We start from the raw sequence: 23,785 nt of genomic DNA on the forward strand, positions 1-23,785 counted from the left end.
CATCGGTGTCATCGCCCGGCTCGACCGGGCGATCCAGTACGCCGCGGCCTCACGGCTCAAGCACGGACGTCTCTGGAATACTGGATCACCCGTATGCGCAGGTGATGACAGCCAGAGCCTAAGCCGCCGCGCGCGGATTATACGCGTACATGAAGTCCATGCCCTTGGACGACACCGGCAGCAGCAGCTTCAGCAGGTGATCGCGCAGCCAGGCGCCGATCGGGCCGAACTCGCGCTTGCTGTTGCCGTTGCGGCGGGCGATCGCCACGATCTTCTCGGCGCGCGGCCGCCGTTCGTGCTCGAAGGCCTGGAACGTCAGCCCGAGCTCCTGGCCGTCGCGCATCAGCATGCCCAGCCGCAGCGCATCCTCCAGCGCGAGCGACGCGCCTTGGCCGGCATGAGGGCTGGTGGCGTGCGCGGCGTCGCCGATCAGGAGCGTGCGCTTGCGCGACCAGGTCGGCAGCGTCGCGACGTCGAGCGTGTCGGTCACCACGATATTCTCGGCGGCCTCGATGATCTCGGGGATCGGCGCATGCCAGCCGGCGTGGAAATCGCGCAGATGCTGCCTGATCGCGTCCTGGCTCTGCAGCCGGTAGGCCGCCGCGGTCATGCCGTGCGAGGGCTGCGTGCTCCACCACATCGCACCCGTGTCCGGATCGGGGCTGCACAGGCCGTAGCCGAAGAAGCCGCTCTGCCCGAACGTCGTCTCAACCTTCTGACCGATCGACAGGCGCTCGAACATGGCCCGCGGCACGAAGCCGCCGAAACCGATCAGCCCGGTGTCGAACGGCGTCGGGCCATCGGGGATCACGTGCCGCCGCACCGCCGAATGCACGCCGTCGGCGCCGATCACGAAATCGCCCTCGGCGGTGGTGCCGTCGTTGAAATAGGCGATGACCGGCTGGTCGCCGCGATCCTCGATCTTCACCAGCTTCTTCTCGAAGAACACCGAGACGTTGGAGGCCCAGGCCTTGTCGATCAGCGTCTCGTTCAGGGTCGCGCGGCACATGTTCACCGCGGGCTGGCCGAAACGCTGCTGCATGTTCTGGTTGAGCGAGCCGAGCTTCTTGCCGGCCTGCGAATAGAAATCGAAGGACTCCGCGACCGAGCCGCTGCGGATCAGTTCGTCGGCGAGGCCGAGCTCCGCCAGCACATGCATGCCGTTCGGCGCGATCTGCAAGCCGCCGCCGATCCCGGTGGAGTAGGGCCATGCTTCATAGAGTTCGGCCTCAATGCCGGCGCGGGTCAGGAACATCGCGGTCACCGGGCCTGCGATGCCGGCGCCGATGATCAGAGCTTTACGGGGACGTGAGGTCATGCCTTGCTCCATGCATCCGTGTGGGGTACGAAAGGTCAGTTGCTAATTATCTTAGTATATAAGATATTAGGCGAGTAAGATACAGGAGCAGCTTTGTCAAGTGCGAAGTCGCGCGCAGCGCTTATGCAGGAACTCGAGGAGGCGATGCGCCGGTCATCCGCGCAGGGCGTGATGTACGGCCAAGCCGTTGCAAACATGGCCGGAATTTCCAATTCCGACATGGAATGCATGGACATCCTCCACCTTGAAGGGCGCGTGACCGCGGGGCGTCTCGCGGAAGTCACCGGGCTGACTACCGGCGCGATCACCGGCGTGGTCGATCGGCTGGAGAAGGCGGGTTACGTGCGCCGTGAGCGGGACGAGAGCGACCGCCGCAAGGTCTTCATCTCGGTGGTGGAGGAGAAGGCGGCGGAGATCGGCAAGTTCTACGTGCCGATGCAGGAGGCGATGCTCAAGCTCTGGAGCCGCTACACCGATGACGAACTGCGCCTGCTGCTGCGCTTCGCCAATGACGGCTACAAGGGCGTGCTGGAAGCGACCGGCGCATTGAAGGCGGTGATCGACATGCCGCCGGAGCGGCGCGCCGAGCTCAAGCTGCCGCCGAAGTCTCGTCGCTGACCTCGGCCGGTGTCGCGCGGGTGCGCTCGGTTGCCGCGTACATGCCCCACATCGTGCCGAGCATCATCCAGAAGTGCCGCCAATGGTCGGTATCGATGATGAAGCTCTCGCCGGCGATGCCGAGGAAGGCCGAAAAGATCGCCAGATAGTCGCGCTGCCACGGCACCCGCTTGTAGACGTAGCGGAAGCCGATGATCGCGCTGACGAACACCAGCGCCGGATAACAGATGCCCGAGATCCAGCCGCCCGACATGAAGGCGTTGAGGAACGAATTGTGGGTGTCCTCGGGGAAGTAGGTGTGGAATTGCAGCGGCCCGATGCCGAACGGCAGCTCGAGTGCCATCTGGGCGCCGAGGATGTGGCGGCCGAACCGGCCGAAGCGGCCTTCGTCGTAACTCTGGTCGAAGCTTGCGCGCTGCTTGAACATGTCGGCGACCGAGCCGATCGACAGCAGCACCGCGATCAGCGCAACGGCGAGGATCGCGGCGATCAGGGTCATCACGATGATGCGCGAGCGTTGCGCCTGCGAGCGGCTGGTGAACACCATCAGCGCCAGCATGAAGGCCGCGGTGACGATCAGGCCGCCCCAGGCGGCGCGGGAGAACGAGAGCAGGATCGCAAGCGAGATGATGCCGAAGGCGATCGCGTTGCGGAACGCCTTGCCGAAGCGGTCGGTGACCACGCTTTGCAGCGTGAACAGCGCCGGCAGGATCAGGAACGCGCCGAGCACGTTTGGATCCTTGAAGGTGCCGCGGGCGCGGTCATACAGCGTCAGCAGATCATAGCCGCCGGGCACCAGATGAGAGTAGCCGGCGATGCCCGCAAGCGAGGCAATCATCGCGCCGACGATCAGGCCGCGGCGCAGCATGTCGAGCCGCGCTTCGGTATCCTCCGACATCACCATCGCGAAGAAGATGACGGTGACGGCCATGTACCAGGAGGTGAGGACCCAGTTCACCACCTCCGGCTTGTCGAGGAACGGCACCGCGCCGATGCTGTAGCCGACATTGAGCACGATCAGCGCGAACAGCAGCGGCATGAACACGAGCTGCATGCGCAGGCCGGTGCCAAAGAACAGCACGCAGGCGGTCAGCGTGACGAGTTCATACGGGCTCGGCTCAATGAATACGATGGCGATCGACGCGCCGGCGAGCCACACCAGCGCCCGCTGCAGCGCCAGCACGCCTGGCGGCGCTGATGCCGGCGAATGGGACGTCCCGGCTGTCGCCGCATAGGCCATCGGATACTCACGCAACTCGATACAATACACGCAACAGATGCTTCGTCATTGCGAGGAGCGAAGCGACGAAGCAATCCACCTATCTCCGAGCTGCGATATGGATGGCTTCGCTTCGCTCGCAATGACGGTGGCTAGTTCAATTCTCAGTACGCGTTCTCGCTCTTGGTCAGCAGCGAGAACGGGGTCTTGAGCAGGATGTAGAGGTCGAACAGCACCGACCAGTTCTCGATGTAATAGAGGTCGTATTCGACGCGTTTCTGGATCTTCTCGTCGGTGTCGACCTCGCCGCGCCAGCCGTTGATCTGCGCCCAGCCGGTGATGCCGGGCTTGACGCGGTGGCGGGCGAAGTAGCCGTCGACGGCCTCGTCGAACAGGCGGTTCTCCAGCTTGCTCTGCACGGCGTGCGGACGCGGGCCGACCAGCGAGAGATTGCCCTTCAGCACCACATTGAACAGCTGCGGCAGCTCGTCGAGCGAGGACTTGCGGATGAAGCGGCCGACGCGGGTGACGCGCGGATCGTTCTTGGTCACCACCTTGGAGGCGGTCGGATCGGCCTGGTGATGGTAGAGCGAGCGGAACTTGTAGACGTCGATCCGCTCATTGTTGAAGCCGAAGCGCTTCTGGCGGAACAGCACCGGGCCGGGGCTGTCGAGCTTCACCGCAAGCGCCACCAGACCGAGCACCGGCAGTGCCGCAAGCAAGGCTAGGCCGCCGACCACGCGGTCGAACAGCCATTTCAGCACCAGATCCCAGTCGGTGATCGGCGCCTCGAACACGTCGAGCGTCGGCACCTTGCCGACATAGGAATAGGAGCGGGGGCGGAAGCGCAGCTTGTTGGTATGGGCCGACAGGCGGATGTCGACCGGCAGCACCCAGAGCTTCTTCAGCATCTCCAGGATCCGGGTCTCCGCCGAGATCGGCAGCGCGAACAGCACGAGGTCGACGCGGGTGCGGCGGGCGAACTCGACGATGTCGTCGACCTTGCCGAGCTTCGGTGAGCCGGCACAGGTGTCCATCGCGCGGGCGTCATTGCGGTCGTCGAACACGCCGAGCACGTGGATATCCGTGTCGTCGTCGGCGTTCAGCGCCTCGATCAGCTTCTCGCCGTTCTGGTCGGCGCCGACGATGATGGTGCGGCGGTCGAGCCGGCCGTCATGCGCCCAGGCGCGCACCATCGAGCGCAGCGCCAGCCGCTCGGCGATCAGCACCGCAAGGCCGACACAGAAGAACGACGACAGCCAGACCCGCGACACCTCGCCGCCGAGCTTGGCCAGGAAGGAGACGCCGATGAACAGCAGGAACACGACGGCCCATGACGAGATCATCCGCGTCATCTGGCGGAGCTGGCCGCGGAAGATCTGCACCTGGTAGATGTCCGCGGCCTGGAAGCAGATCACCGCCGCAGCCGACATGCCGAGGATCGATGCGATATAACCCCAATGGATGGCGAGCGGCCTGACATAGGCAAAATAGAGCCCGACACCGACCAGGCTGAGCAAGACGAAATCGGCGAGGCGAACCACGCCAGTGATCACGACCGGCGAGTAGGCGCTGCGGACTTTTTGACTGGTAACGGCGAGCGCGGCCGGCGACAGGCGGCGGCGGCGTTCGACCTGCGGCTGAGCGGCCGTCGCAGACGCAGCGGCGTCCAGCATCGAGCGTGCGTTAAACGGTTCCACGAGTCCACGTCCATTCCTGTGCTTGCAGATGAGCATCCGCGCGCAGCAGCGAAATTCCCCTGGACGCGAGTTAAGGGGACAAATCGGAAGAAACGGTTACGTGTGTAAGAAATGGTTAATATTTGGCAAATGCGTCGCGATAGCCGGCCAGCACGCCCTCGACCATCGCACCCTGCGAGAAATGTTCGGAAATCCGTTCGCGCAGTTGCTCGGCGCGCGCCACGGTCGCGGCGGGATTGTCGAGCGCGGCCTTGATGGCGTCGGCCATCGCGCCGGCGTTGCTGGGCGCGAACAGCGCGTCGGTGTGGGTGTCGAAGATCTCCGGGATGCCGCCGACATTGGCGGCGATCATCGGAATTCCCGCAGCGCCGGCCTCGATCACCACATAAGGCATCGAATCGCCCCGTGACGGAACCACGAGAACGCTGCCCTTCGAGAAGCCGTAGCGCGCCTTGACGTGGCCGATGAAGCGGACGGCGTCGCCGAGCGACAGCCGCTTCACCTGCTCCTTGAGCCGTTCGAACTCCTCGCCGTCGCCGCCAAGCGTCAGCGTCACCGGCTTGCCGTCGGCGCGCAGCTTGGCGACCGCGTCGATCAGGAGATCGGCACCCTTGATGCGCCGGAATTCGCCGACATAAGCCACGTCGGAGGCGTCGTCGGCCTTGGCGACCGGTTCGAATTCCTCCGACGTGACGCCGTTGAAGACGCAGCGGACGAGGCCTGAGGGCTTGCCCACGGTGCGCTGATAGGTGTCGCGGGCAAACGCGCTCTCGAACAGGAACAGGTCGGTGCTGTTCATCAGCGTGCGCTCGAGCTGGCTGTAGAAGCGGCCCTTCCAGGTGTCGAGCGGATAGTGCAGCGAGCCGCCATGCGGCGTGTAGACCCGGATCACCTTGTTCGAGCGCCGCCGCAGCCGGACATAGGCGCCGGCCTTGGCACCATGACCATGCACAACATCGGGCTTCAGTTTCCGGATCAGGCTGGCGATATGCGCCCAGACCATGAAGTCGGCAAATCGCGGCTCGCGGCGTATCGCCACCCGGTGGACCCCGAGCTTGAGGCGCGGTTCGATCTCGGCGAGGACCGCATCGGCCCGCGTGCCGCCGGTCAGGCTGTCGGCGACGATGCCGACATGGTGACCGCGTTCGATCTGGCCGTTGGCGACATCGAGGATGTGACGGATGATGCCGCCGACGGGGGCGCGGACGACGTGCAGGATGCGAAGCAGCCGTTCCTCATTTTGATCCTGTGCCATCGATCAGAACCAGCGTTCGCCGACGAAGACGGTGTCGCCGGGCCCGATCGGCGTGCCCAAGGGAACGACAAAGCGGCCGGCGCCCGATGCATCGGTATGGGTGAGGGTGACCTCGTCGCGCCGGGCGCGCGGCGAGAAGCCGCCGGCGATCGCTACCGCGCTCTCGACCGTCATGTTGGGTACATAGGGATATTGGCCGGGGGCTGCGACCTCACCGAGGATGAAGAACGGGCGGTAGGCCTCGATCTCGACCGCCACCGAAGGCTCGCGGATGTAGCCGTTGCGCAGCCGTCTCGTGATCTCGGCGGCGAGCCCGGCAGGGGTGCGGCCGCGTGCCGGCACCGAGCCGATCAGCGCCATCGTGATCGCGCCGGCTGCATCGATCGCATAGGAATTGGTCAGGCCTTCCTGACCATAGACCACGACGCGAAGCCTGTCACCGGGGCCAAGATTATAGGCCTCACGCGTCGGCGCGGGATCGGCATAGGCCACGGCCATCGGCGCGGGCGCAGCAAAGGCCGGCTGCCCATACGCCATCGAATCGAGGGCCGGGTCACCGGCAATCGGCGACGTCCGGCCCATGCAGCCCGACAGCGCGAGCGCAGCAATCAGACAAACGAGGGGAGCGCGCAGATCGCGCATGTGAGGAATCCCGCAACAATATCGGCGTCGATTAACGGCACTCATGGTTAACAAACGATGACGGAGCGGTGGTGGCCGCCGCATCCGTCAACCGCGCCGATTAACCCAGCAGCAACCTTAATGGACTGTAATCGCCGCCATTGAGATGGAATCGCGGCGTCCGCGGGAGTTGGTTATGCGTTTTGCATTCTGGCGTAGAGGCAAGGAAAAGGCTGCGGTGCAACGGGCGTTGCCGAAGTCTGCGCCCGTTGCCGCCGAAGCCGTTGCGAGGCCGGCTTCGCCGATATCAGCTCCTGACAAGCCAACGCGTCCGGCGGAGGCGACGGATCTCGATCTGCATATGCTCGGGCGCGCGCTGGCGCGCAAGCGAAGCTGGATCATCGTGCCAACTGTGCTCGTGTTTGCGGTGTCGCTTGCCGCCGTCAACGTCGTGACGCCGCGCTACAAGTCGGAAGCGCGAATCCTGATCGACAACCGCGAGAACGCCTTCCTGCGTCCGAACGGCGAGCGCGACCTCGAGCGCGCCTCGCTCGACGCCGAGGCCGTGACCAGCCAGGTGCAACTGTTGCTGTCGCGCGATCTTGCCCGCGACATCATCAAGAAGAACAAGCTCGCCGAGCGCCCCGAGTTCGATCCGGTGCTGCGGGGCTTTTCCCCGCTGAAGTCGCTGCTGGCGCTGTTCGGCATCGGCCGTGACCCGTTCAGCCTGACGCCGGAAGAGCGGGTGCTTGATTCCTTTTACGAGCGCTTCCAAGCCTATGCGGTCGACAAGTCGCGCGTCATGGTGATCGAATTCCAGTCGGAGGATCCCGAGCTCGCGGCGCGCGTCGCCAACTCGATTGCCGACGGCTACCTCGTGTTGCAGCAGGCGGCGCGGCAGGACCAGGCCAAGTCCGCCAGCACCTGGCTGCTGGGCGAGATCGACAAGCTGCGCAGCAAGGTCGCGGAAGCGGATTCGCGGGTCGAGGAATTCCGCTCCAAGTCGAGCCTGTTCGTCGGCACCAACAACATCCCGCTGTCGAACCAGCAGATGGGCGAGCTGAACACGCAGCTCAACAATGCCCGCGCGCTGAAGGCGGATGCCGAGACCAAGGCGCGCCTGATCCGCGAGATGCTTCAGGGCGGCAAGCCGATCGAGGCGTCGGAAGTGCTCAATTCCGAGCTGATCCGCCGGCTCGCCGAACAGCGCGGCACGTTGCGCGCACAGCTCGCCGAGCAGTCGTCGACGCTGCTCGACAACCATCCGCGCATCAAGGAATTGAAGGCGCAGATCGCCGACCTCGACCGCCAATTGCGCGAAGAGGCCGGCAAGATTTCGCGCTCGCTGGACAACGATGCCCGCGTCGCCGATGCCCGCGTCCAGGCGCAGCAGGCGGGCCTGGACCAGTCGAAGAGGCAGGCGTCGTCGAGCAACAGCCAGGACGTGCAGCTGCGTGGGCTGGAGCGTGAAGCCAAGGCGCAGCGCGATTTGCTGGAAGCCTATCTCGCCAAATATCGCGAGGCGACCGCTCGCGAGAACATCGAGGCCGCGCCGACCGACGGCCGCATCATCTCGCGCGCCACGGTCTCGAACACGCCGGCCTATCCGAAGAAGCTGCCGATCGTGCTGATCGCGACGCTGGCGACGCTGCTGCTGTCGGCCGGCATCATCATCACCGGCGAGCTGCTGCGCATCTCCGCGCCCGGCGCGGTAGGCCGTGCCTTCGCGCCGGCCGCCGCAGTGATCCGGCGCCGCGAGCCGGTCATGGAGACCGCAACCGTCGACGAGCCCGCACTGACGCTGCCGCCTGAACCTGAGCTCGCGTCGCCGCTCGCGCCCAGCCTGTCGCCTGAGCCTGATCTGCGGCCCGACCCCGCAGTAGCATATGAGCCGGTCGTCAGCGAGCCGCAGCCTGCGCCCGCCCGGATGGCCAACGAGATCGATGAGCTGGCCGGGCGTCTCGTCGCGGCCGGTCCCGCTGCCCACAAGGTCACGGTGCTCGGCCCGGCTGCCGCCGAGAGCGTCACGCTGACCGCGCTGACGCTGGCCCGTCAGATGGCGCGTCAGGCCAAGGTCGTGGTGGTCGATCTCGTCGCGTCCTCGCCGGCGCTGACGGCGGCCACGGTCGATCCCGGCGCGCCCGGCCTTGCCGAATTGATGCAGGGTGAGGCGACGTTCGCACAGATCATCACCAAGGATCGGCAGTCGCGGGTTCAGATCGTCAGCGCCGGGCGTCCGGGCTTCGATCGCTCGCATCTGCAATCGCCGCGGCTGGCGCTTGCGATCGACGCGCTGCTCCGGGTCTACGACCACGTGCTGCTCGACGCCGGCACGGCCGTCGACCTGCCGGCCGAGCTGCTGACCGCAAAGGCGCAAGCTGTCGTCGTGCCCGACGCCGGCATGGCGCAGGATGCCCGCCGCTCGATGGTCGATCAGCTCAGGGCCGTCGGCTTCTCCGAAGTGACGATGCTGAGCAAGCCCTGCGCGCCGTCGGAAACGGTCGTGGCGGGTCCGCGCGTAGTGGCGGCCTGACCGGACCTCCAGGGCGCGATGAGCTCAGTTTGAGACGTCATCGCGCTTCGCTTTGGAGGCCGCTTCACATGCTTCCTGATGGCGCCTCAGTGCGCCATCATCGGCTCGCGCATCGATCGCTCGAGGACCGGATCGATCCGCAGCCTGATCGTGACCAGCGCGCCGATCAATCCGACGACCGCGAGCAGCAACAGGCCTGCGGTGAATCCACCGGTCAGGTCCTTCAGATAGCCCATCGCGAACGGGCCCGCGAAGCCCGACAGATTGCCGAGCGAGTTGATCGCGGCAATGCCTGCCGCGGCCGAGGCGCCGTTCAGGATGCTGGCCGGCATCGGCCAGAACATCGGCGGCACCGCCGAAACGCCGATCTGCGCGAGGCAGAGCAGGCCGATGATCAGCACCGGGCTTGAGACCAGTCCGGCCAGGCCGATGCCGACAGCCGCCAGCACCAGTGCGCCGGCGACATGGTAGCGCCGCTCACCGGTCTTGTCGGAATGGCGGCCGAGCAGCACCATGCCGACCGCGCCGAATACGAAGGGTAGCGCTGCGATCAGGCCGGTCTGGGTGTCCGTGACGCCAAACGCCTTGATGATGGTGGGCAGGAAGAACGCGACGCCGTAGCTCGCTGCATTGAGGCAGAAGTAGACGAAGGCGCAGGCCAGCACACGCGAATCGGTGAGCGATTGCAGCACCGAGATGTGCTCCACCGCTTCCTTCTTCTGCCGCTCGATCTCAAGGGTGTTCTGGACCCATTTGATCTCGTCGGGCTGCAGCCAGCTCGCCTGACGCGGGAAGTCGGGCAGGAAGGCCAGCACAGCGAAGCCGACCAGGACCGACGGCAGCGCTTCGCAGATGAACAGCCACTGCCACCCCGTCAGGCCGCCTCCGGACAGGTTGAGCAGCAGGCCCGAGATCGGCGCCCCGATGATGCTCGAGATCGGGATCGCGAGCATGAACAGGCTGATGACGCGGGCCCGATAGATCGTCGGGAACCAGAGCGTCAGGTAGAAGATGATGCCGGGGAAGAAGCCGGCCTCGCAGGCGCCGAGCAGCAGGCGAAGGAAGTAGAAGATCCACTCGCTCGAGAGACCGCTCGCCGCGGACATCTGTGGGATGAACGCGAATGCCGCCGAGACGATACCCCAGCTGATCATGATGCGGGCGATCCAGCGCCGCGCGCCAAACCGTTCCAGAAGGATGTTGGAGGGCACTTCGAAGAAGAAGTAGCCGACGAAGAACAGGCCCGCGCCGAGCCCGTAGGCGGCTTCGCTGAGGCCGAGCGCCGTATTCATGTGCAGCTTGGCGAAGCCGACATTGACGCGATCGAGATAGGCCACGAAGTAACACAGGATGAGGAACGGAATCAGCCGCCGCATCATCTTTCCGATTGCGCGCTTCTCGATATCGTCGCTCATCGTTCCCATCCCTTCCGGTTTTTCGATTCGGCGCACGGTAATCGCGCTGTCCGGGCGGCACCTTCGTGCGGCCGCAGCGGTCCGTCGCCTTGCCCTTGCAAGTATTGCATTCATTGTTGTGTAATCGACAGCCGCGTGCCTAATGGCATTTGGGAATGGAGCCACGGCGAAACTGTCATGATGCACCGCGGTATAAGCGCGGGAACCCCAGAGCGTTTTCCAGCGAAGTGGACACCGGTTCGCGTAAAGAAGACGCGTCAGGACAGAATTTGGAGCCCCGTTCCGATCTAATCGGAACGAAGAGGCCCTTGCCGGGCAGGATGGTAGCAGGCCGTGATCAATAACCTGAAATTGCGCCAGCTGCGCCTGCTGGTCGCTCTCGACAATGAGCGCAAGCTGCAGCTGGCGGCCGAGCGGTTGAACATCACCCAGTCTGCGGCATCGAAGATGCTCGCCGAAATCGAGGCGCTGGCGCGGGTTCCCCTGTTTGAGCGGACGGCTCGCGGCGTCGAGCCCACCGCCTATGGCTCGATCCTGATTCGCGGCGGCAAGAGCGTGCTCGCCGATCTCGACCAGGTCACCGACGAGTTCGCGGGCTACAAGTCCGGCGAGCTCGGCACCGTCTCCGTCGGAACAGTCGCCAAGCCCAGCATCGACCTGGTCGTCGACGTGATCCAGTATCTCGGCGAGAAGCTGAACCGGGTGAACATCTCGCTCGATGTCAGCACCAGCCCGCCATTGATCACGCGTCTGCTCGCGCTCGAGTTCGACTTCGTCGTCGCCAGGATTCCGGCCGGCATCGACCCCCGGCAATTCGACTATTATGAGATCGGCGCAGAAGAGGCGGTGCTGCTGGTTCGTGCCGAGCATCCATTGGCCGGCCGCGAGACCGTCGAGCTGGAGGACATGGCCGACCAGCAGTGGATTTGCCAGCCGCGGGAATCTTTCATGCGCCAGGCGCTGGAGAGGCTGTTCATGAGCCGCGGCGTGACGCCGCCGCGCCGGGTCATCAACACCGAGTCGTTTTTCGCCTCGGTCGGGATTGCCGCCGGCATCGACGCGGTCGTGCCGGTTCCCATGCTGGTGTTCGATCTGGTCGATCCGCAGCGGTTCAAGATGCTGCGTCTTCGCGACCGGCTCCTGCTGGAGAATTATGGCCTGATCAAGCTGCGCAAGCGTGCGCTGTCACCTGCCGCGGCGCTTCTATTCGACGCGATGAGGCGGCTCGGCGTACCGAGTGGCGGCGCAGAGCAGGGTGAAGCGGCGAGCTGAGGCTCAGCGGAACATGCTGCGCAGGTTCTGCGCGATCTCGAACAGCGCCGGATTTTGCTTCACGGCGCGCTTGGCGCGGCTGATGGCCGACAGCGCGCTCGCAGCCGGCTTGCCGCGCAGGCTGAGCGGAATGAAGCTGTCGACGATCGCTTCGTCGTCCTTGCAGAACAGCCGCTTGTACTCGTCCGAGCCGATGCCAAGATCGAAGGCGCGGTAGTTCAGGCCGGCATGACGATCGATGATGTCGCGCATCAGGATCAGGCCGGGGCTGAACTTGGAATTGGCCGACATCGTATAGGTGTTGAACATCATCGAGAACCGATGACCGTCGGAGACGCCGGCGAAGATCGCGATCACTTCCTCGTCGCACTCCAGCGCGTGGATGTCGATCGCATAGCCCTTGCCGTCGGCACGCGGCGCAAGGCAGGCGCTGCGGATGAACTGCTCGACGCCGGGCTCGGCGAATACGTCGGGCAGCTTCTGCTCGGCCATGCGCTGCGGCTTGATGCGGAAGAACCAGTCGAGCAGGCGGCAGACGTCGGCGCTGTCGGCCGCGACATGATAGCGGTAGCCGGGCAGCGCCTGCAGCTTGCGCTCCTTGCCCTTGAGGCGGCGGCGGAACGAGTTGCTGATCAGTGCCGCGGGTGCCGCGCCGGGCTCAATCACCAGGAGCGGGCAGTCGTTCACCGAAGCCTGGTGCGGCAGCAACGCCAGCGGATTGGGCTGGTCCTGCCAGCGCAGCGGCTGCTGACACAGCACGAGCGCATCGACGCGAGACCGCTCGGCGATCGATCCGGTCAGCGCCGTGATGTCGGCCTCGGTTGCGTTGGCGGCGAAGTCCTTGTCGTACAGCGCCATGTTGAAGGTCGCATGCTTGCCGCCCATGAAGCTCGCGCAGCTCGCGCCCAGGCGGGACTCGATGGCGAGCGGCAACAGCAGCAGCGGACGGCGTTCGCTGTCATGGGCGACGACGATGAAGGGCCGCAGGCCCTCGCGCTCGCCGACCTGGCGTTGCCAGTTGGCGAGGAAATCGAAGCGCTGATAGGGCGTGTAGCTGTGTTGCGGTGTCTCGAGACTGCGCCAGGTCGCCTCGGCCGCAGTGAGGTCATGAAAGATGTCGACGCCAGCAACGCGGACTGCGTTCGGCCATGGTCGCGTCCCCGCCGTCTGGCCTTCAACTGCCGCCGCCATGATCATCTCGGAGCCCAAATTTTTTAAGGTATTAATTTACAGGTCTCGGCTGCGGCCGACCTTCGCAGGGAAATGTCAACAAAGAGTAATAACAATGCCGCGGCGGGGTGTGGGAACCGCCGGGCAGAGGCGGGGATCTTGACGCCGGACAACGGGATTTTGCGGCGGGCCCGGATGGAGCTCGCCTATTTCAGCGGCGCCTTCAGGCTGCGGGAACACGAGGCCGGGGGCGCCGGGGTGATCCTGCGCTTCGCGCGCGTCCGTCCTGCGCGCCGGGGCCGGTTTCAGCCGCTGAAATCCCAGGAGATCACGCCTGCCTTCCTCGATCGCACCCTCCGCGCGCTGAAGCGCTGGAAGTACGACATCGTCGGGATCGACGAGGCCTGCCGCCGCGCGGTGACCCTGCCGGAGCGCCGCCGCTTTGCCTGCCTGAGCTTCGACGGTGCGACCAAGGACTTCGTCACGCATGGCTATCCCGTGCTCGCCGGGCACCGCGTTCCCTTCACCGTCTATCTGCCGACGGCTTTCCCGGACGGCGTGGGCACGGCGTGGTGGCTGGTGCTCGAGGACATCATCGCGCGCGAGAACCGCATCAGCCTGATGATCGACGGCAGGGAACGGCACTTCGTGGTCACGAGCCTGTCGGACAAATACGAGCTGTTCGATTTCCTGTCCGGCTGGCTGCGCAAGCTGTCGCCGCGTGATCTGTCCTATGCGGTGAACGATCTCAGCCGGCGCTATTCGGCCGATGCGGCGCAATTGTCACGCAGCGCGTTGCTCGACTGGCAGGATCTGGCGAAGCTCGCGGCTGATCCGAACGTGACCTTCGGCAGCGCCACGGTGAACTATTCCGCCCTGTCGAGCCTGAGGGATGCCGACGCGCAGCGCGAGATGGCGATGGGAAAGGCGGTCGCCGAAAGCGCGCTGCGGCGGCCGATCAAGCATTTCGCATTCCCCTTCGGGGACCGTGACGCGTTCCGCCGTCCGCATGTCGTGATGGCCGAGGAGGCCGGCTTTGCCAGCGCGGTGTCGACCATATCAGGGGTCGTCGAGGCGAAAGGACGCACCAACCTCTACGCATTGCCGCGCATCGCATGGGATGGCCGCGTGCGGTCGCTGCGGATGATGCGTGTGCTGCTCTCGGGCGTGATGTTCGCACCGGTGCGGCCGACCCGGCACGGGCGCGACGAGGGCGCGATTTAGGCGCGATCGGGGCGCGACATCCAGGAGACGATCGGCATCGCCGGCAGCACCCAGCCGAGGCCCGCGACGACGTAGAAGATCGCCTGCAGCAGCCCCGAATTGGCGAGCCACGGGGTCTGGGCGACCGTCATGCCGAGCAGCGACCACACCACGACCAGGATCAGCAGGGCGATGGTTCCGAGCAATTTGCGGGTGCGTATGGCCATGGCGGATATGTATGACTCGTGATCCAGAGCGTTTTCGAGCGAAGCGGACATCGGTTCGCGCAAAGTAAACGCGTCAAAACAAAGATTGCTGAGGCCTCGTTCCGACCGACCGGAACGAGGCCTCAGGCGGCGCTTGCGCCACTTGCGGGCCGGACTATAAGGGGCCCGAAAATCCAATCAAGTCAGGGCGAAATGGCCGGTATTTCCGCACAACCATCGCAGCTCCGCGCCGTCAGGGTCTGGCTGATCGCGGTCGCCGCCCTGATCGCGCTGATGGTCTTGGTCGGCGGCGCCACGCGGCTCACCGAGTCCGGCCTGTCGATCGTCGAATGGAAGCCGGTGACCGGCGCGCTGCCGCCGCTGACCGAGGCGCAGTGGACGAAGGCCTTCGAGGGCTACAAGACCATCCCGCAATATCGCGAGCTCAACGCCGGGATGACGCTCGAGCAATTCAAGACGATCTTCTGGTGGGAGTGGAGCCACCGGCTGCTCGGCCGGGTGATCGGCGCCGCCTATCTGCTGCCGTTCCTGTATTTCCTGTGGCGCGGCGCGGTGAGCGGCGAGCTCGGCCGGCGGCTGTGGGTGATCTTCGGCCTCGGCGCGCTGCAGGGCGGCGTCGGCTGGTGGATGGTGGCGTCCGGCCTCTCGGAGCGCGTCGAGGTGTCGCAATATCGGCTGGCGACGCATCTGGTGCTGGCGCTCCTGATCTTCGCGGCCATCGTCTGGACGCTGCGGCGCTTGACGGACCGTCCATCCGTGATCGCGCCGCTCAGGCTGAAGATCACGAGCGCGGTGCTGCTCGTGCTGACCTTCGTGCAGCTCTATTTCGGCGCGCTGGTCGCGGGCCTGCGCGCGGGCAGGGTCTACAACACCTGGCCTGAGATCGACGGCGGCTTGATTCCGTCGGCTGACCGGCTGTGGTTCGAGACGCCGTGGTGGCGCAATCTGTTCGACAACACGCTGACGGTGCAGTTCGAGCATCGCATGACCGCTTACCTGCTGTTTGCGCTGGCGATCGCGCATGCGATCGATGCGGTGCGTGCACGCGCCGGAAGTGCGGTGATCGCGGGCGCATGGTGGCTCGTTGCGGCGATCACGCTGCAGGCGACGCTCGGCATCCTGACGCTGCTGCATCAGGTGCCGATCGATCTGGCGCTGACGCACCAGGCGGTCGCGATCGTCGTGCTGACGCTCGCGGTTCTGCAAGCCGAGCGCTTCGCGGCGCGCCGGACCGAACGGGACCAGCCGACCCTCGTTCCGATCGGCCAGTCGCTTTGATCGATCAGGACAGATAGTCGAGCCCGATATCGAGCGCGGCCGAGCTGTGGGTCACCCAGCCGACCGAGATCAAATCGACGCCGGTGGCGGCAATCGCCGCGGCGGTCGCAGCGGTGATGCGGCCGGAGGCTTCGGTGAGCGCCTTGCCGCGCGCCATTGCCACCGCCTGGCTGAGCTGCTCGGTCGTCATGTTGTCGAGCAGGACCGCGTCGACGCCGAGTGCCAGCGCCTCTTCAAGCTGCGCCAGTGTGTCGACCTCGACCTCGATTTTCACGAGATGACCGGTATTGGCCTTGGCGCGTTCGATCGCAGGGCGGATGCCGCCGGCGAGCGCGATGTGGTTGTCCTTGATCAGCACGGCATCGTCGAGACCGAAGCGGTGATTGCCGCCGCCGCCGGCGCGCACCGCGTACTTCTCCAGCGCGCGCAGTCCCGGCGTGGTCTTGCGGGTGCAGACGATCTGCGCGCGCGTGCCAGCGACAGCCTTGACGAGCGTGGCGGTCGCGGTCGCGACGCCGCTCAGATGGCAGAGGAAGTTGAGCGCGGTGCGCTCCGCGGTGAGCAGGCTGCGGGCCGGACCGTCGATGATCGCGATGACCTGGTCGGGTTCGACCGCGCTGCCGTCAGGCCGCTCGGCGCGCAGCTCGATCGCCGGCGACACCGTCTGGAACGCGGTGCGTGCGATGTCGAGCCCGGCGATCACGCCGGGCTGCCGCGCCCGCATCACCAGCCGGGCCTGCTGGCTGGCCGGCACGATGGCGTCTGCCGTGATATCGCCGGCGCGGCCGAGATCCTCGCGCAAGGCGGTTTGCACGATCGGCTCATACAGCAGCGGCAACAGGGGATTGAGGGTCATGAGCGGGCACTCCTGGTTGGTAGCTTGGATTCAACGATGTCGTGCGCGGCGGCGAGCGCCTCGGCACGGGTGAGGGAAGACGGCGCCGCCGACAAAGCGGTGTGCGGGAAATCGGTGCGGAAATGACCGCCGCGGCTTTCCTCACGCCTGATGGCGGCAATCGCGATCATCAATCCGACCAATGCTGCGTCGGATGCCGCACTCGGACTGCGCGCGAGCGGATAGAGGCTCCGGATCGCGCGTGCGATCCCGTCGCGGTCGCGCAGCACGCCGAGCCCCTGGGTGAGGATCGGACGCACGGCGGAGGGATCGGCGGCGGCCGGCAACGTGTCGTCGTTCAGCATGGCGCGCGGACCCGCGCTGACGCCTTCGATGCTTTCGGCGACCCAGCGCGCGCAGACGATCGCTTCCATCAGCGAGTTGCTGGCGAGCCGGTTGGCGCCGTGCAGCCCGGTGCGCGCAGCCTCGCCGCAGGCCCACAGGCCTTGCACCGTGCTACGGCCATAGCCGTCAACCGCGATGCCGCCCATGTGGTAGTGGACCGCCGGCCGGATCGGGATCGGATCCGTGACGGGATCGATGCCGGCCATCTTGCAGAACGCGCTGATCACGGGATAGCGCTGCGCAAAATCCGCGCCCGGATGCTTGCGCGCATCGAGGAAGGTGCGATGTCCCGCAGCGCGGTGACGCCAGACCGCGCGCGCGACGATGTCGCGTGGCGCAAGTTCGGCGCCGGGCTGGTCGGCCATGAAGCGCCGGCCGGTCTCGTCGATCAGGGGCGCGCCATCGCCACGGATCGCCTCGGTCAACAGCGGCATCGGCCGTGACGGCCCGTCGAAGGCGGTCGGATGAAACTGCACGAATTCGAGATCCGACAGTTTTGCGCCAGCGTGGGCCGCGAGCGCGAGCCCCTGGCCGAAACATCCGCCGGGGTTGGTGCTGTCTGAAAACAGCCCGCCGATGCCGCCGGTCGCGATCACGACGCGGTTGGTGACGATCGTCAGCGCACCGCGGTCGCTGGCTGCGAGCACGCCCCTGACGGCATTGTCCACGACGAGCAGCCGGCGCGCCTCGACGCCTTCCAGTAAGGTGATCGACGGCGTCTGGCGGACCGCCGCGATCAGCGCGCGCATGATCTCGCGGCCGGTGCCGTCGCCGGTGGCGTGCACGATGCGGTTGCGGCCGTGCGCGGCCTCGAGCCCGAGACGCCAGCTGCCGTCGGCGCGCTGATCGAAGGCGACGCCGAGCTCGGCGAGATGCTCCACGGCGGCAGGCGCGGCATGGACGATCCGGGATGCTGCGGCCGCATCACAGAGGCCGGCACCCGCAGCAAGAGTATCGGCGAGATGGAGGGCAGGGGTGTCATCCGCGCCGACCGGCGCGGCGAGGCCGCCTTGAGCCCACATGCTGGAGGCTTCCGCGCCGAGCGGCGATTTCGACAGCAGCACGACCGGCTCGGGCGCGAGCTGCAGCGCGGTCATCAGCCCCGCGGCGCCGCCGCCGATGATGACGGGGCGGCCGTTGAGATCGGAGATATCAATACTCATATCGCCAGCATCCTTTCGACGCTCTTGCGCGCGCGATCGGCGATCGCAGGATCGATCGTGACCTCGTGCTGATTGGTCTCCAGCGCGTGGCGGATGTTCTTCAGCGTGATCCGCTTCATGTGCGGACAGAGATTGCAGGGACGGACGAAGTCGACGTCGGGATTTCGGGCCGCGATGTTGTCGCTCATCGAACATTCCGTCAGAAGCACGACCCGCGGCGGACGTTTGGTCTCAACGAACGACTGCATCGCGGCCGTCGAGCCGGAAAAGTCCGCTTCGGCGACGACCTCGGGCGGGCATTCCGGATGTGCCAGAACGGTGACATCAGGATAATTCTCACGCAGCTGACGCACGTCATCGGCGGTGAACAGCTCGTGCACCTCGCAATGGCCCTTCCAGGCGATGATCTTCTTGCTGGTCTGCTTGGCGATGTTCTGCGCGAGATATTCATCCGGCAGCATGATGACGCGTTCGACGTCGAGCGATTCCACCACCTTGAGCGCATTGCCTGACGTGCAGCAGATATCTGATTCCGCCTTCACTGCGGTCGAGGTGTTGACATAGGCGATAACAGGCGCGTCCGGGTAGCGCGCGCGCATCAGCCGCACGTCCTGTGCCGTGATGGAATCCGCGAGCGAGCAGCCGGCCCTGAGGTCGGGGATCAACACGGTCTTGGCCGGGTTCAACAGCTTCGCCGTCTCGGCCATGAAGTGCACGCCCGCGAGCACGATGATGTCGGCGTCGACCTTGGTCGCTTCACGCGCGAGCAGGAGGCTGTCGCCGACAATATCGGCGACGCCGTGGAAGATCTCCGGCGTCTGGTAGTTATGTGCCAGCACCACCGCGTTGCGGCGGCGTTTCAGTTCGAGGATCGCATCAACGTCCTCGGCGAAAGTGGCCCATTCGAACGGTGGGATGACGCGCTTGACGCGCTCATATATCGGCGCGGTGCGGGTGAGCAGATCGGTATCGAGTGCAACCATTTATACTCTCCTTGAGCATAAGATGGCTTATACTTATCCTGAGCATAAGGCATGTCAAGTGCGCGAAAGCGGGAGCTTGGTGCCGACGACGGCCCGTTCGGCCAAGACGGCATGGCGGAAGCGGAACAGCTTGGCCGGCCGTCCGACGGTATCGGCGGCCATTGCGCCAGTCTCTTCAACGAGTTCCTGCTGCTCCATGAGCCGGCGGAAGTTCTGCTTGTGGACCAGCCGGCCTGCGAGGGCTTCAACACTGCGTTGCAGTTGCAGCAGGGTGAATTCGGCCGGCATCAATTCGAATACCACCGGACGGTATTTGATCTTGGCGCGCAGCCGCGCGATTCCGGTCGCGAGGATGCGGCGATGATCCGCCGTCATCGGCTTGCCCGGCACGATCGGCGCCTCGCGGTCATGCGCGCGCCCGGCTTCCGGGATCAGCAACGCCTCGTACAGCAGTTCGTAACGCTGCAACACCAGTTCTTCGTTCCAGTCGCGGTCATCGAGACCGAAGGTGATCGCGCAGCGCTGCCAGCGCTCGCGCTGCAGCGTGGGTGACGGGGCCGCCTTCGCCCACGTCTTCAGCTTCGGTGCGATCATCTTCGCAAGGCAGACCGGCGTGCCGGCGCGATGATCCTCCCAGGGGAAATAGTCGTACCAGCCGGACCAATGCGCCTCAAAACCTTCGCCGACCTGGTCCTCGCGGGTCAGGCCGAGATAGCTGATCGAGACGCTGTGCGGCGTCCTGGCGTCGCCGGACCGGCCGCGGTCGGCAAAGGTGTAGAGCTGCTCGACATAGCCGAGCGGATGGCCGGTCTGCGCCTCGACCCAGGCCCGCAGCGCGGTCTGCAGCGAGCGGTGGGTGAACTCGAACGGGCCGCTCGGCAGCGCGGAGCCGCCGGCGATGGTCATGATCTTCGGCGTGCCGTCGGTGACGGCGACCAGCACCGCGACGAGGTCGGCGGTGACAGCATTGCCCGAAGCCGGTGCGCTGGTTTTCTTCTGCGGCGATCTGGCCACGCGCGCGTCCCGGGCTAGCAGTAGCCGTAGACGCCGCAGGCGTAGGGCAGGCGGTCCCAGTAGGTCACATAGGCGCCGCCGTAATAGGGGCCGTAATAATTGTAGGAGTGCCAGTTGCCGTAATAGCCGGGTAATGACGACGATCCAGGCAGCAGCGGCTCACCCTGCATGTACGGGACGTACGGCTCTGAGTTGAGCGGGATCACCGTGGGCTCGACGACCACGAGCTGGCGTCCGCGCCGCACATAGGTCGGTGACGTGATGGTGGTGCGGTAGGCGTAGTGCCGGCGCGGCAGGCCCGCCGGCAGCTGGCGCGCGGCCTTGACGGTGGCGCGTTTGGTGACGACAGGGCCGTCGGCGGCGTCAGCGGGCGAAATCGCAAACAGCGCGATCGCGAGCGGCAATATCCAGCGCAGCATCAATGGTCTCCCGAATCATCCGGAGCCTATCACTGCCACTTTATGCCGGATTGAGCGTTAACGAGAGACCCGTCGGTATTAAGCGTTAACGAGACGGTTGTTTCGGGCAAGGTTGCCGGAGCGATGCGGGCGGACCGCTCCGGAACCAAGGCGGGATCAGGCGCGCAGGGCCTGGTCGAGGTCCGCGATCAGGTCTTCCTTGTCCTCGATGCCGATCGACAGCCGCACCACCTCGGGCGCGGCGCCCGATTTCACCTTGGCGGCGTCGTCGAGCTGGCTGTGGGTGGTGGAGGCCGGGTGGATCACCAGCGAGCGGGTGTCGCCGACATTGGCGAGGTGCGAGAACAGCTTCAGGTTCGACACCAGATTGACGCCCGCGTCATAGCCGCCCTTGAGGCTGAAGGTGAACACCGCGCCGGCGCCCTTCGGCGCATACTTGCGTTGCAGGGCGTTGTACCTGTCGCCGGGCAGGCCGGCGTAATTCACGGCTGACACGGCGGGGTGGGTGGAGAGGAATTCCGCCACCGCCTTGGCATTGTCGCAGTGCTTCTGCATGCGCAGCGGCAGCGTCTCGATGCCGGTCAGGATCATGAAGGCGTTGAACGGCGACAGCGCGGGGCCGAGGTCGCGCAGGCCGAGCACGCGGCAGGCGATCGCGAAGGCGAAATTGCCAAAGGTCTCCTGGATCCGGATGCCGTGATATTCCGGGCGCGGCTCGCTCAGCATCGGATATTTGTTGTCCTTCGACCAGTCGAAGGTGCCGGCGTCGACGATGATGCCGCCGAGCGAGTTGCCGTGACCGCCGAGGAACTTGGTCAGGGAGTGCACGACGATGTCGGCGCCATGGTCGATCGGCTTGATCAGATACGGCGAGGCCAGCGTGTTGTCGACGATCAGCGGCACGCCGGCCTTGCGCGCGACGGCCGCGATCGCCTCGATATCGGTGATGCTGCCGGCAGGGTTGGCGATCGACTCGATGAAGATCGCCTTGGTATGCGGCGTCACCGCCTGTTCGAAGCTTGCGACGTCGTCGGGATCGGCCCAGGCGACGTTCCAGCCGAACGCCTTGAAGGCGTGGGTGAACTGGTTGATCGAGCCGCCATAGAGTTTTCGCGCAGCGATGATTTCGTCGCCGGGCCGGAGCAGTTGTTGCAACACCACGAGCTGCGCGGCGTGGCCGGAGGCAACCGCGAGCGCTGCCGTGCCGCCCTCGAGCGCTGCGACGCGCTCCTCGAGCACGGCGTTGGTCGGGTTGCCGATGCGGGTATAGATGTTGCCGAAGGCCTGCAGGCCGAACAGCGAAGCCGCATGGTCGGCGTCGTTGAAGACGAATGACGTGGTCTGGTAGATCGGCGTCGCCCGCGCGCCGGTGGTGGGATCAGGCTGTGCGCCGGCGTGCACGGCGAGGGTGGAAAATCCCGGAAGGCGATCGGTCATTCTTTGTATCCTGTTGTGGCCTGGTCGAAACGCGCGGCATGCTGATGGCGGCGGCGCTCGCCGTCAAGCGAGTTGGGGACGCCGCCATTCTTTGGAATGGGCATCCTACGCCATACCGGACAAGCGGAACGATTATTCCGCCGCGATGTCAGGTCGTCTCGGTCTTGTTTTTCGCGGCGCGGTCCGATGCCGCAGTCTGGCCGCCGCCAAAGCTCGTGCGGTTGAGTGACAGCCGCATGCCCTGCGTCGGAATCGGCGCGCGCTTGGAGCTTAACGTGCGCGAGTTGACGCCCATCCAGGAGATCTCCGACGACAGCCGGCCATACTCGATCTTCGGACAGCGATTCATGACCACCTTGAGGCCCGCGGCTTCCGCCTTCTCGGCGGCGGCATCGTCGCGTGCGCCGAGCTGCATCCAGATCACCTTCGGCAGCGGCGACAATTTCAGCGCCTCGTCGACGACCGGCATGATGTGGCTCGAATTGCGGAAGATGTCGATCATGTCGATCGGGCGATCGATGTCCGCGAGCGACGCGACGAACGGTTTGCCCATCAGCGCCTTGCCGACATGGCCGGGGTTGACCGGGATCATGTCGTAGCCGCGCTGCGCCAGATATTTGAACGCGAAATAGCTCGGCCGCACATTGACCGGCGAGGCGCCGACCATCGCGATCGATTTCACATTGTTCAAAATGCTGCGGATGTAGTTGTCGTCGTAGGCGTCGTGGTTCATTTCTGATCAATTGTCCGGTGACGTCATTACGAGGAGCGTAGCGACGAAGCAATCCATTCGATCGTCACATGGAGAGGTGGATTGCTTCGCTCCGCTCGCAATGACGAGGGTTATTTGTCATGCCATTTCGGGTCGCGTTTCTCGATGAAGGCGCCGATGCCTTCCTCGGCGTCGCGCGCCATCATATTTTCGGTCATCACCTCAGCGGCGAAGCGATAGGCCTCAGTGAGGCTCATCTCGGCCTGGCGATAGAACGCCTCCTTGCCGAGCTTGACGGTGTAGGCCGATTTCAGCGCGACCTTTTGCGCCAGCGCGATCGCGGCGTCGCGTTCGGTGCCGGCCGGCACCACGCGGTTGACGAGGCCGATGCTCTGCGCCGTTGCCGCCGAGACCGGTTCACCGGTCAGCAGCATCTCCATCACCTGCTTGCGCGGCACGTTGCGCGACAGGGCCACCATCGGCGTCGAGCAGAACAGCCCGATGTCGACGCCCGGCGTCGCAAACGCCGCCGCTTCGGAGGCGACCGCGAGATCGCAGCTCGCGACGAGCTGGCAGCCGGCGGCGGTGGCGATGCCCTGGACGGAGGCGACCACTGGCTTCGGCAGGTGCACGATCGCCTGCATCACCGCGCTGCAGGCGTTCATGATCTCTGCGAAATAGGCGCGGCCGCGGTCGGCGTCGGTGCGGCGCGCGGTGAGCTCCTTGAGGTCATGACCGGCGCAGAAGGCCGGGCCGTTGGCGGCGAGCACGACGGCACGGATGCTCTTGTCAGCGCCGATATCGTTCAGCGCCGCGTGCAGCTCGCCGATCAGGCCCTCGGAAAGGCTGTTGCGCGCCGCGGGGCGATTGAGCGTCAGTAACGCGATACTGCCCACGGTCTCGCGCAGCAGGATCGGCTGGTGTTGCGGCGCTTCCGCGCGGGCGGCTTGGGCGGACATGGTGAAATTCCACTTTGGTCTGTATGACA

The 23,785-nt window shown here is 65.6% G+C and carries 21 protein-coding genes; 5 read left to right on the top strand and 16 right to left on the bottom strand.

Going from position 1 to position 23,785, the window contains the following annotated elements:
- Positions 1 to 118: 118 nt before the first annotated feature.
- Complete coding sequence (locus JQ573_RS27110; RefSeq protein WP_212314963.1) at positions 119 to 1,318, bottom strand: FAD-dependent monooxygenase; 1,200 nt, start codon at positions 1,316 to 1,318, stop codon at positions 119 to 121.
- A gap of 144 nt (positions 1,319 to 1,462) precedes the next feature.
- Here JQ573_RS27110 and JQ573_RS27115 point away from each other — a divergent pair, with 144 nt between their 5' ends.
- A complete protein-coding gene (locus JQ573_RS27115; protein ID WP_249132394.1) occupies positions 1,463 to 1,936 on the top strand; it encodes a MarR family transcriptional regulator in 474 nt (157 codons plus the stop codon).
- On the opposite strand, the gene JQ573_RS27120 is transcribed toward JQ573_RS27115, so the two are convergent.
- From JQ573_RS27120 to JQ573_RS27135, 4 genes are all read right to left on the bottom strand, one after another.
- The gene (locus JQ573_RS27120; protein ID WP_212314960.1) at positions 1,908 to 3,176 is read right to left on the bottom strand and encodes an O-antigen ligase; all 1,269 of its coding nucleotides are present in this window, start codon (positions 3,174 to 3,176) and stop codon (positions 1,908 to 1,910) included. The genes JQ573_RS27115 and JQ573_RS27120 overlap by 29 nt on opposite strands.
- A 143-nt stretch (positions 3,177 to 3,319) precedes the next feature.
- The gene (locus JQ573_RS27125; protein ID WP_212314959.1) at positions 3,320 to 4,855 is read right to left on the bottom strand and encodes an undecaprenyl-phosphate glucose phosphotransferase; all 1,536 of its coding nucleotides are present in this window, start codon (positions 4,853 to 4,855) and stop codon (positions 3,320 to 3,322) included.
- A gap of 115 nt (positions 4,856 to 4,970) precedes the next feature.
- Positions 4,971 to 6,110, bottom strand: coding sequence for a glycosyltransferase family 4 protein (locus tag JQ573_RS27130; protein WP_212314954.1), 1,140 nt, complete (start codon positions 6,108 to 6,110; stop codon positions 4,971 to 4,973).
- Between the two features lie 3 nt (positions 6,111 to 6,113).
- Positions 6,114 to 6,752: a polysaccharide biosynthesis/export family protein gene (locus tag JQ573_RS27135; RefSeq protein ID WP_212314952.1), complete on the bottom strand. Its 639-nt coding sequence runs from the start codon at positions 6,750 to 6,752 to the stop codon at positions 6,114 to 6,116.
- Positions 6,753 to 6,927: 175 nt separating this feature from the next.
- On the opposite strand from JQ573_RS27135, the gene JQ573_RS27140 reads away from it, so the two are divergent.
- On the top strand, positions 6,928 to 9,264 hold the full coding sequence (locus JQ573_RS27140; RefSeq protein ID WP_212314950.1) for an exopolysaccharide transport family protein: 2,337 nt from the start codon (positions 6,928 to 6,930) through the stop codon (positions 9,262 to 9,264).
- A gap of 86 nt (positions 9,265 to 9,350) precedes the next feature.
- Here the strand turns inward: JQ573_RS27140 and JQ573_RS27145 are convergent, their stop codons facing one another.
- Positions 9,351 to 10,688 carry an MFS transporter gene (locus JQ573_RS27145; protein ID WP_212314948.1) on the bottom strand — a complete coding sequence of 446 codons (1,338 nt, stop codon included), beginning with the start codon at positions 10,686 to 10,688 and terminating at the stop codon, positions 9,351 to 9,353.
- Between the two features lie 324 nt (positions 10,689 to 11,012).
- On the opposite strand from JQ573_RS27145, the gene JQ573_RS27150 reads away from it, so the two are divergent.
- Positions 11,013 to 11,951, top strand: coding sequence for a LysR family transcriptional regulator (locus JQ573_RS27150; protein WP_212314945.1), 939 nt, complete (start codon positions 11,013 to 11,015; stop codon positions 11,949 to 11,951).
- Between the two features lie 3 nt (positions 11,952 to 11,954).
- Here the strand turns inward: JQ573_RS27150 and JQ573_RS27155 are convergent, their stop codons facing one another.
- On the bottom strand, positions 11,955 to 13,148 hold the full coding sequence (locus tag JQ573_RS27155; protein ID WP_212314943.1) for a GNAT family N-acetyltransferase: 1,194 nt from the start codon (positions 13,146 to 13,148) through the stop codon (positions 11,955 to 11,957).
- Positions 13,149 to 13,280: 132 nt separating this feature from the next.
- On the opposite strand from JQ573_RS27155, the gene JQ573_RS27160 reads away from it, so the two are divergent.
- On the top strand, positions 13,281 to 14,345 hold the full coding sequence (locus JQ573_RS27160; RefSeq protein WP_249132395.1) for a polysaccharide deacetylase family protein: 1,065 nt from the start codon (positions 13,281 to 13,283) through the stop codon (positions 14,343 to 14,345).
- On the opposite strand, the gene JQ573_RS27165 is transcribed toward JQ573_RS27160, so the two are convergent.
- Positions 14,342 to 14,551 carry a DUF2842 domain-containing protein gene (locus JQ573_RS27165; protein ID WP_050400909.1) on the bottom strand — a complete coding sequence of 70 codons (210 nt, stop codon included), beginning with the start codon at positions 14,549 to 14,551 and terminating at the stop codon, positions 14,342 to 14,344. The genes JQ573_RS27160 and JQ573_RS27165 overlap by 4 nt on opposite strands.
- A 192-nt stretch (positions 14,552 to 14,743) precedes the next feature.
- Here JQ573_RS27165 and JQ573_RS27170 point away from each other — a divergent pair, with 192 nt between their 5' ends.
- On the top strand, positions 14,744 to 15,829 hold the full coding sequence (locus JQ573_RS27170; protein WP_212314941.1) for a COX15/CtaA family protein: 1,086 nt from the start codon (positions 14,744 to 14,746) through the stop codon (positions 15,827 to 15,829).
- Between the two features lie 4 nt (positions 15,830 to 15,833).
- On the opposite strand, the gene nadC is transcribed toward JQ573_RS27170, so the two are convergent.
- From nadC to JQ573_RS27210, 8 genes are all read right to left on the bottom strand, one after another.
- A complete protein-coding gene (gene nadC / locus JQ573_RS27175; RefSeq protein WP_212314940.1) occupies positions 15,834 to 16,685 on the bottom strand; it encodes a carboxylating nicotinate-nucleotide diphosphorylase in 852 nt (283 codons plus the stop codon).
- A complete protein-coding gene (locus tag JQ573_RS27180; protein ID WP_212314939.1) occupies positions 16,682 to 18,232 on the bottom strand; it encodes an L-aspartate oxidase in 1,551 nt (516 codons plus the stop codon). Before JQ573_RS27180 ends, nadC begins: the two co-directional genes overlap by 4 nt.
- Positions 18,229 to 19,215: a quinolinate synthase NadA gene (nadA, locus tag JQ573_RS27185; RefSeq protein ID WP_212314937.1), complete on the bottom strand. Its 987-nt coding sequence runs from the start codon at positions 19,213 to 19,215 to the stop codon at positions 18,229 to 18,231. Before nadA ends, JQ573_RS27180 begins: the two co-directional genes overlap by 4 nt.
- 54 nt (positions 19,216 to 19,269) lie before the next feature.
- A complete protein-coding gene (locus tag JQ573_RS27190; RefSeq protein WP_212314936.1) occupies positions 19,270 to 20,229 on the bottom strand; it encodes an NrtR DNA-binding winged helix domain-containing protein in 960 nt (319 codons plus the stop codon).
- A gap of 14 nt (positions 20,230 to 20,243) precedes the next feature.
- A complete protein-coding gene (locus tag JQ573_RS27195; RefSeq protein WP_212314934.1) occupies positions 20,244 to 20,648 on the bottom strand; it encodes a hypothetical protein in 405 nt (134 codons plus the stop codon).
- Positions 20,649 to 20,804: 156 nt separating this feature from the next.
- Positions 20,805 to 22,085: an O-acetylhomoserine aminocarboxypropyltransferase gene (locus JQ573_RS27200; protein WP_212314932.1), complete on the bottom strand. Its 1,281-nt coding sequence runs from the start codon at positions 22,083 to 22,085 to the stop codon at positions 20,805 to 20,807.
- Positions 22,086 to 22,233: 148 nt separating this feature from the next.
- The gene (locus tag JQ573_RS27205) at positions 22,234 to 22,818 is read right to left on the bottom strand and encodes a CoA-binding protein (RefSeq protein ID WP_212314930.1); all 585 of its coding nucleotides are present in this window, start codon (positions 22,816 to 22,818) and stop codon (positions 22,234 to 22,236) included.
- Between the two features lie 110 nt (positions 22,819 to 22,928).
- On the bottom strand, positions 22,929 to 23,756 hold the full coding sequence (locus JQ573_RS27210; RefSeq protein WP_212314928.1) for an enoyl-CoA hydratase: 828 nt from the start codon (positions 23,754 to 23,756) through the stop codon (positions 22,929 to 22,931).
- Positions 23,757 to 23,785: the final 29 nt, after the last annotated feature.

It is taken from the genome of Bradyrhizobium sp. AUGA SZCCT0105, assembly GCF_018129565.1.
In the GTDB taxonomy this organism is placed as follows: Bacteria; Pseudomonadota; Alphaproteobacteria; order Rhizobiales; family Xanthobacteraceae; genus Bradyrhizobium.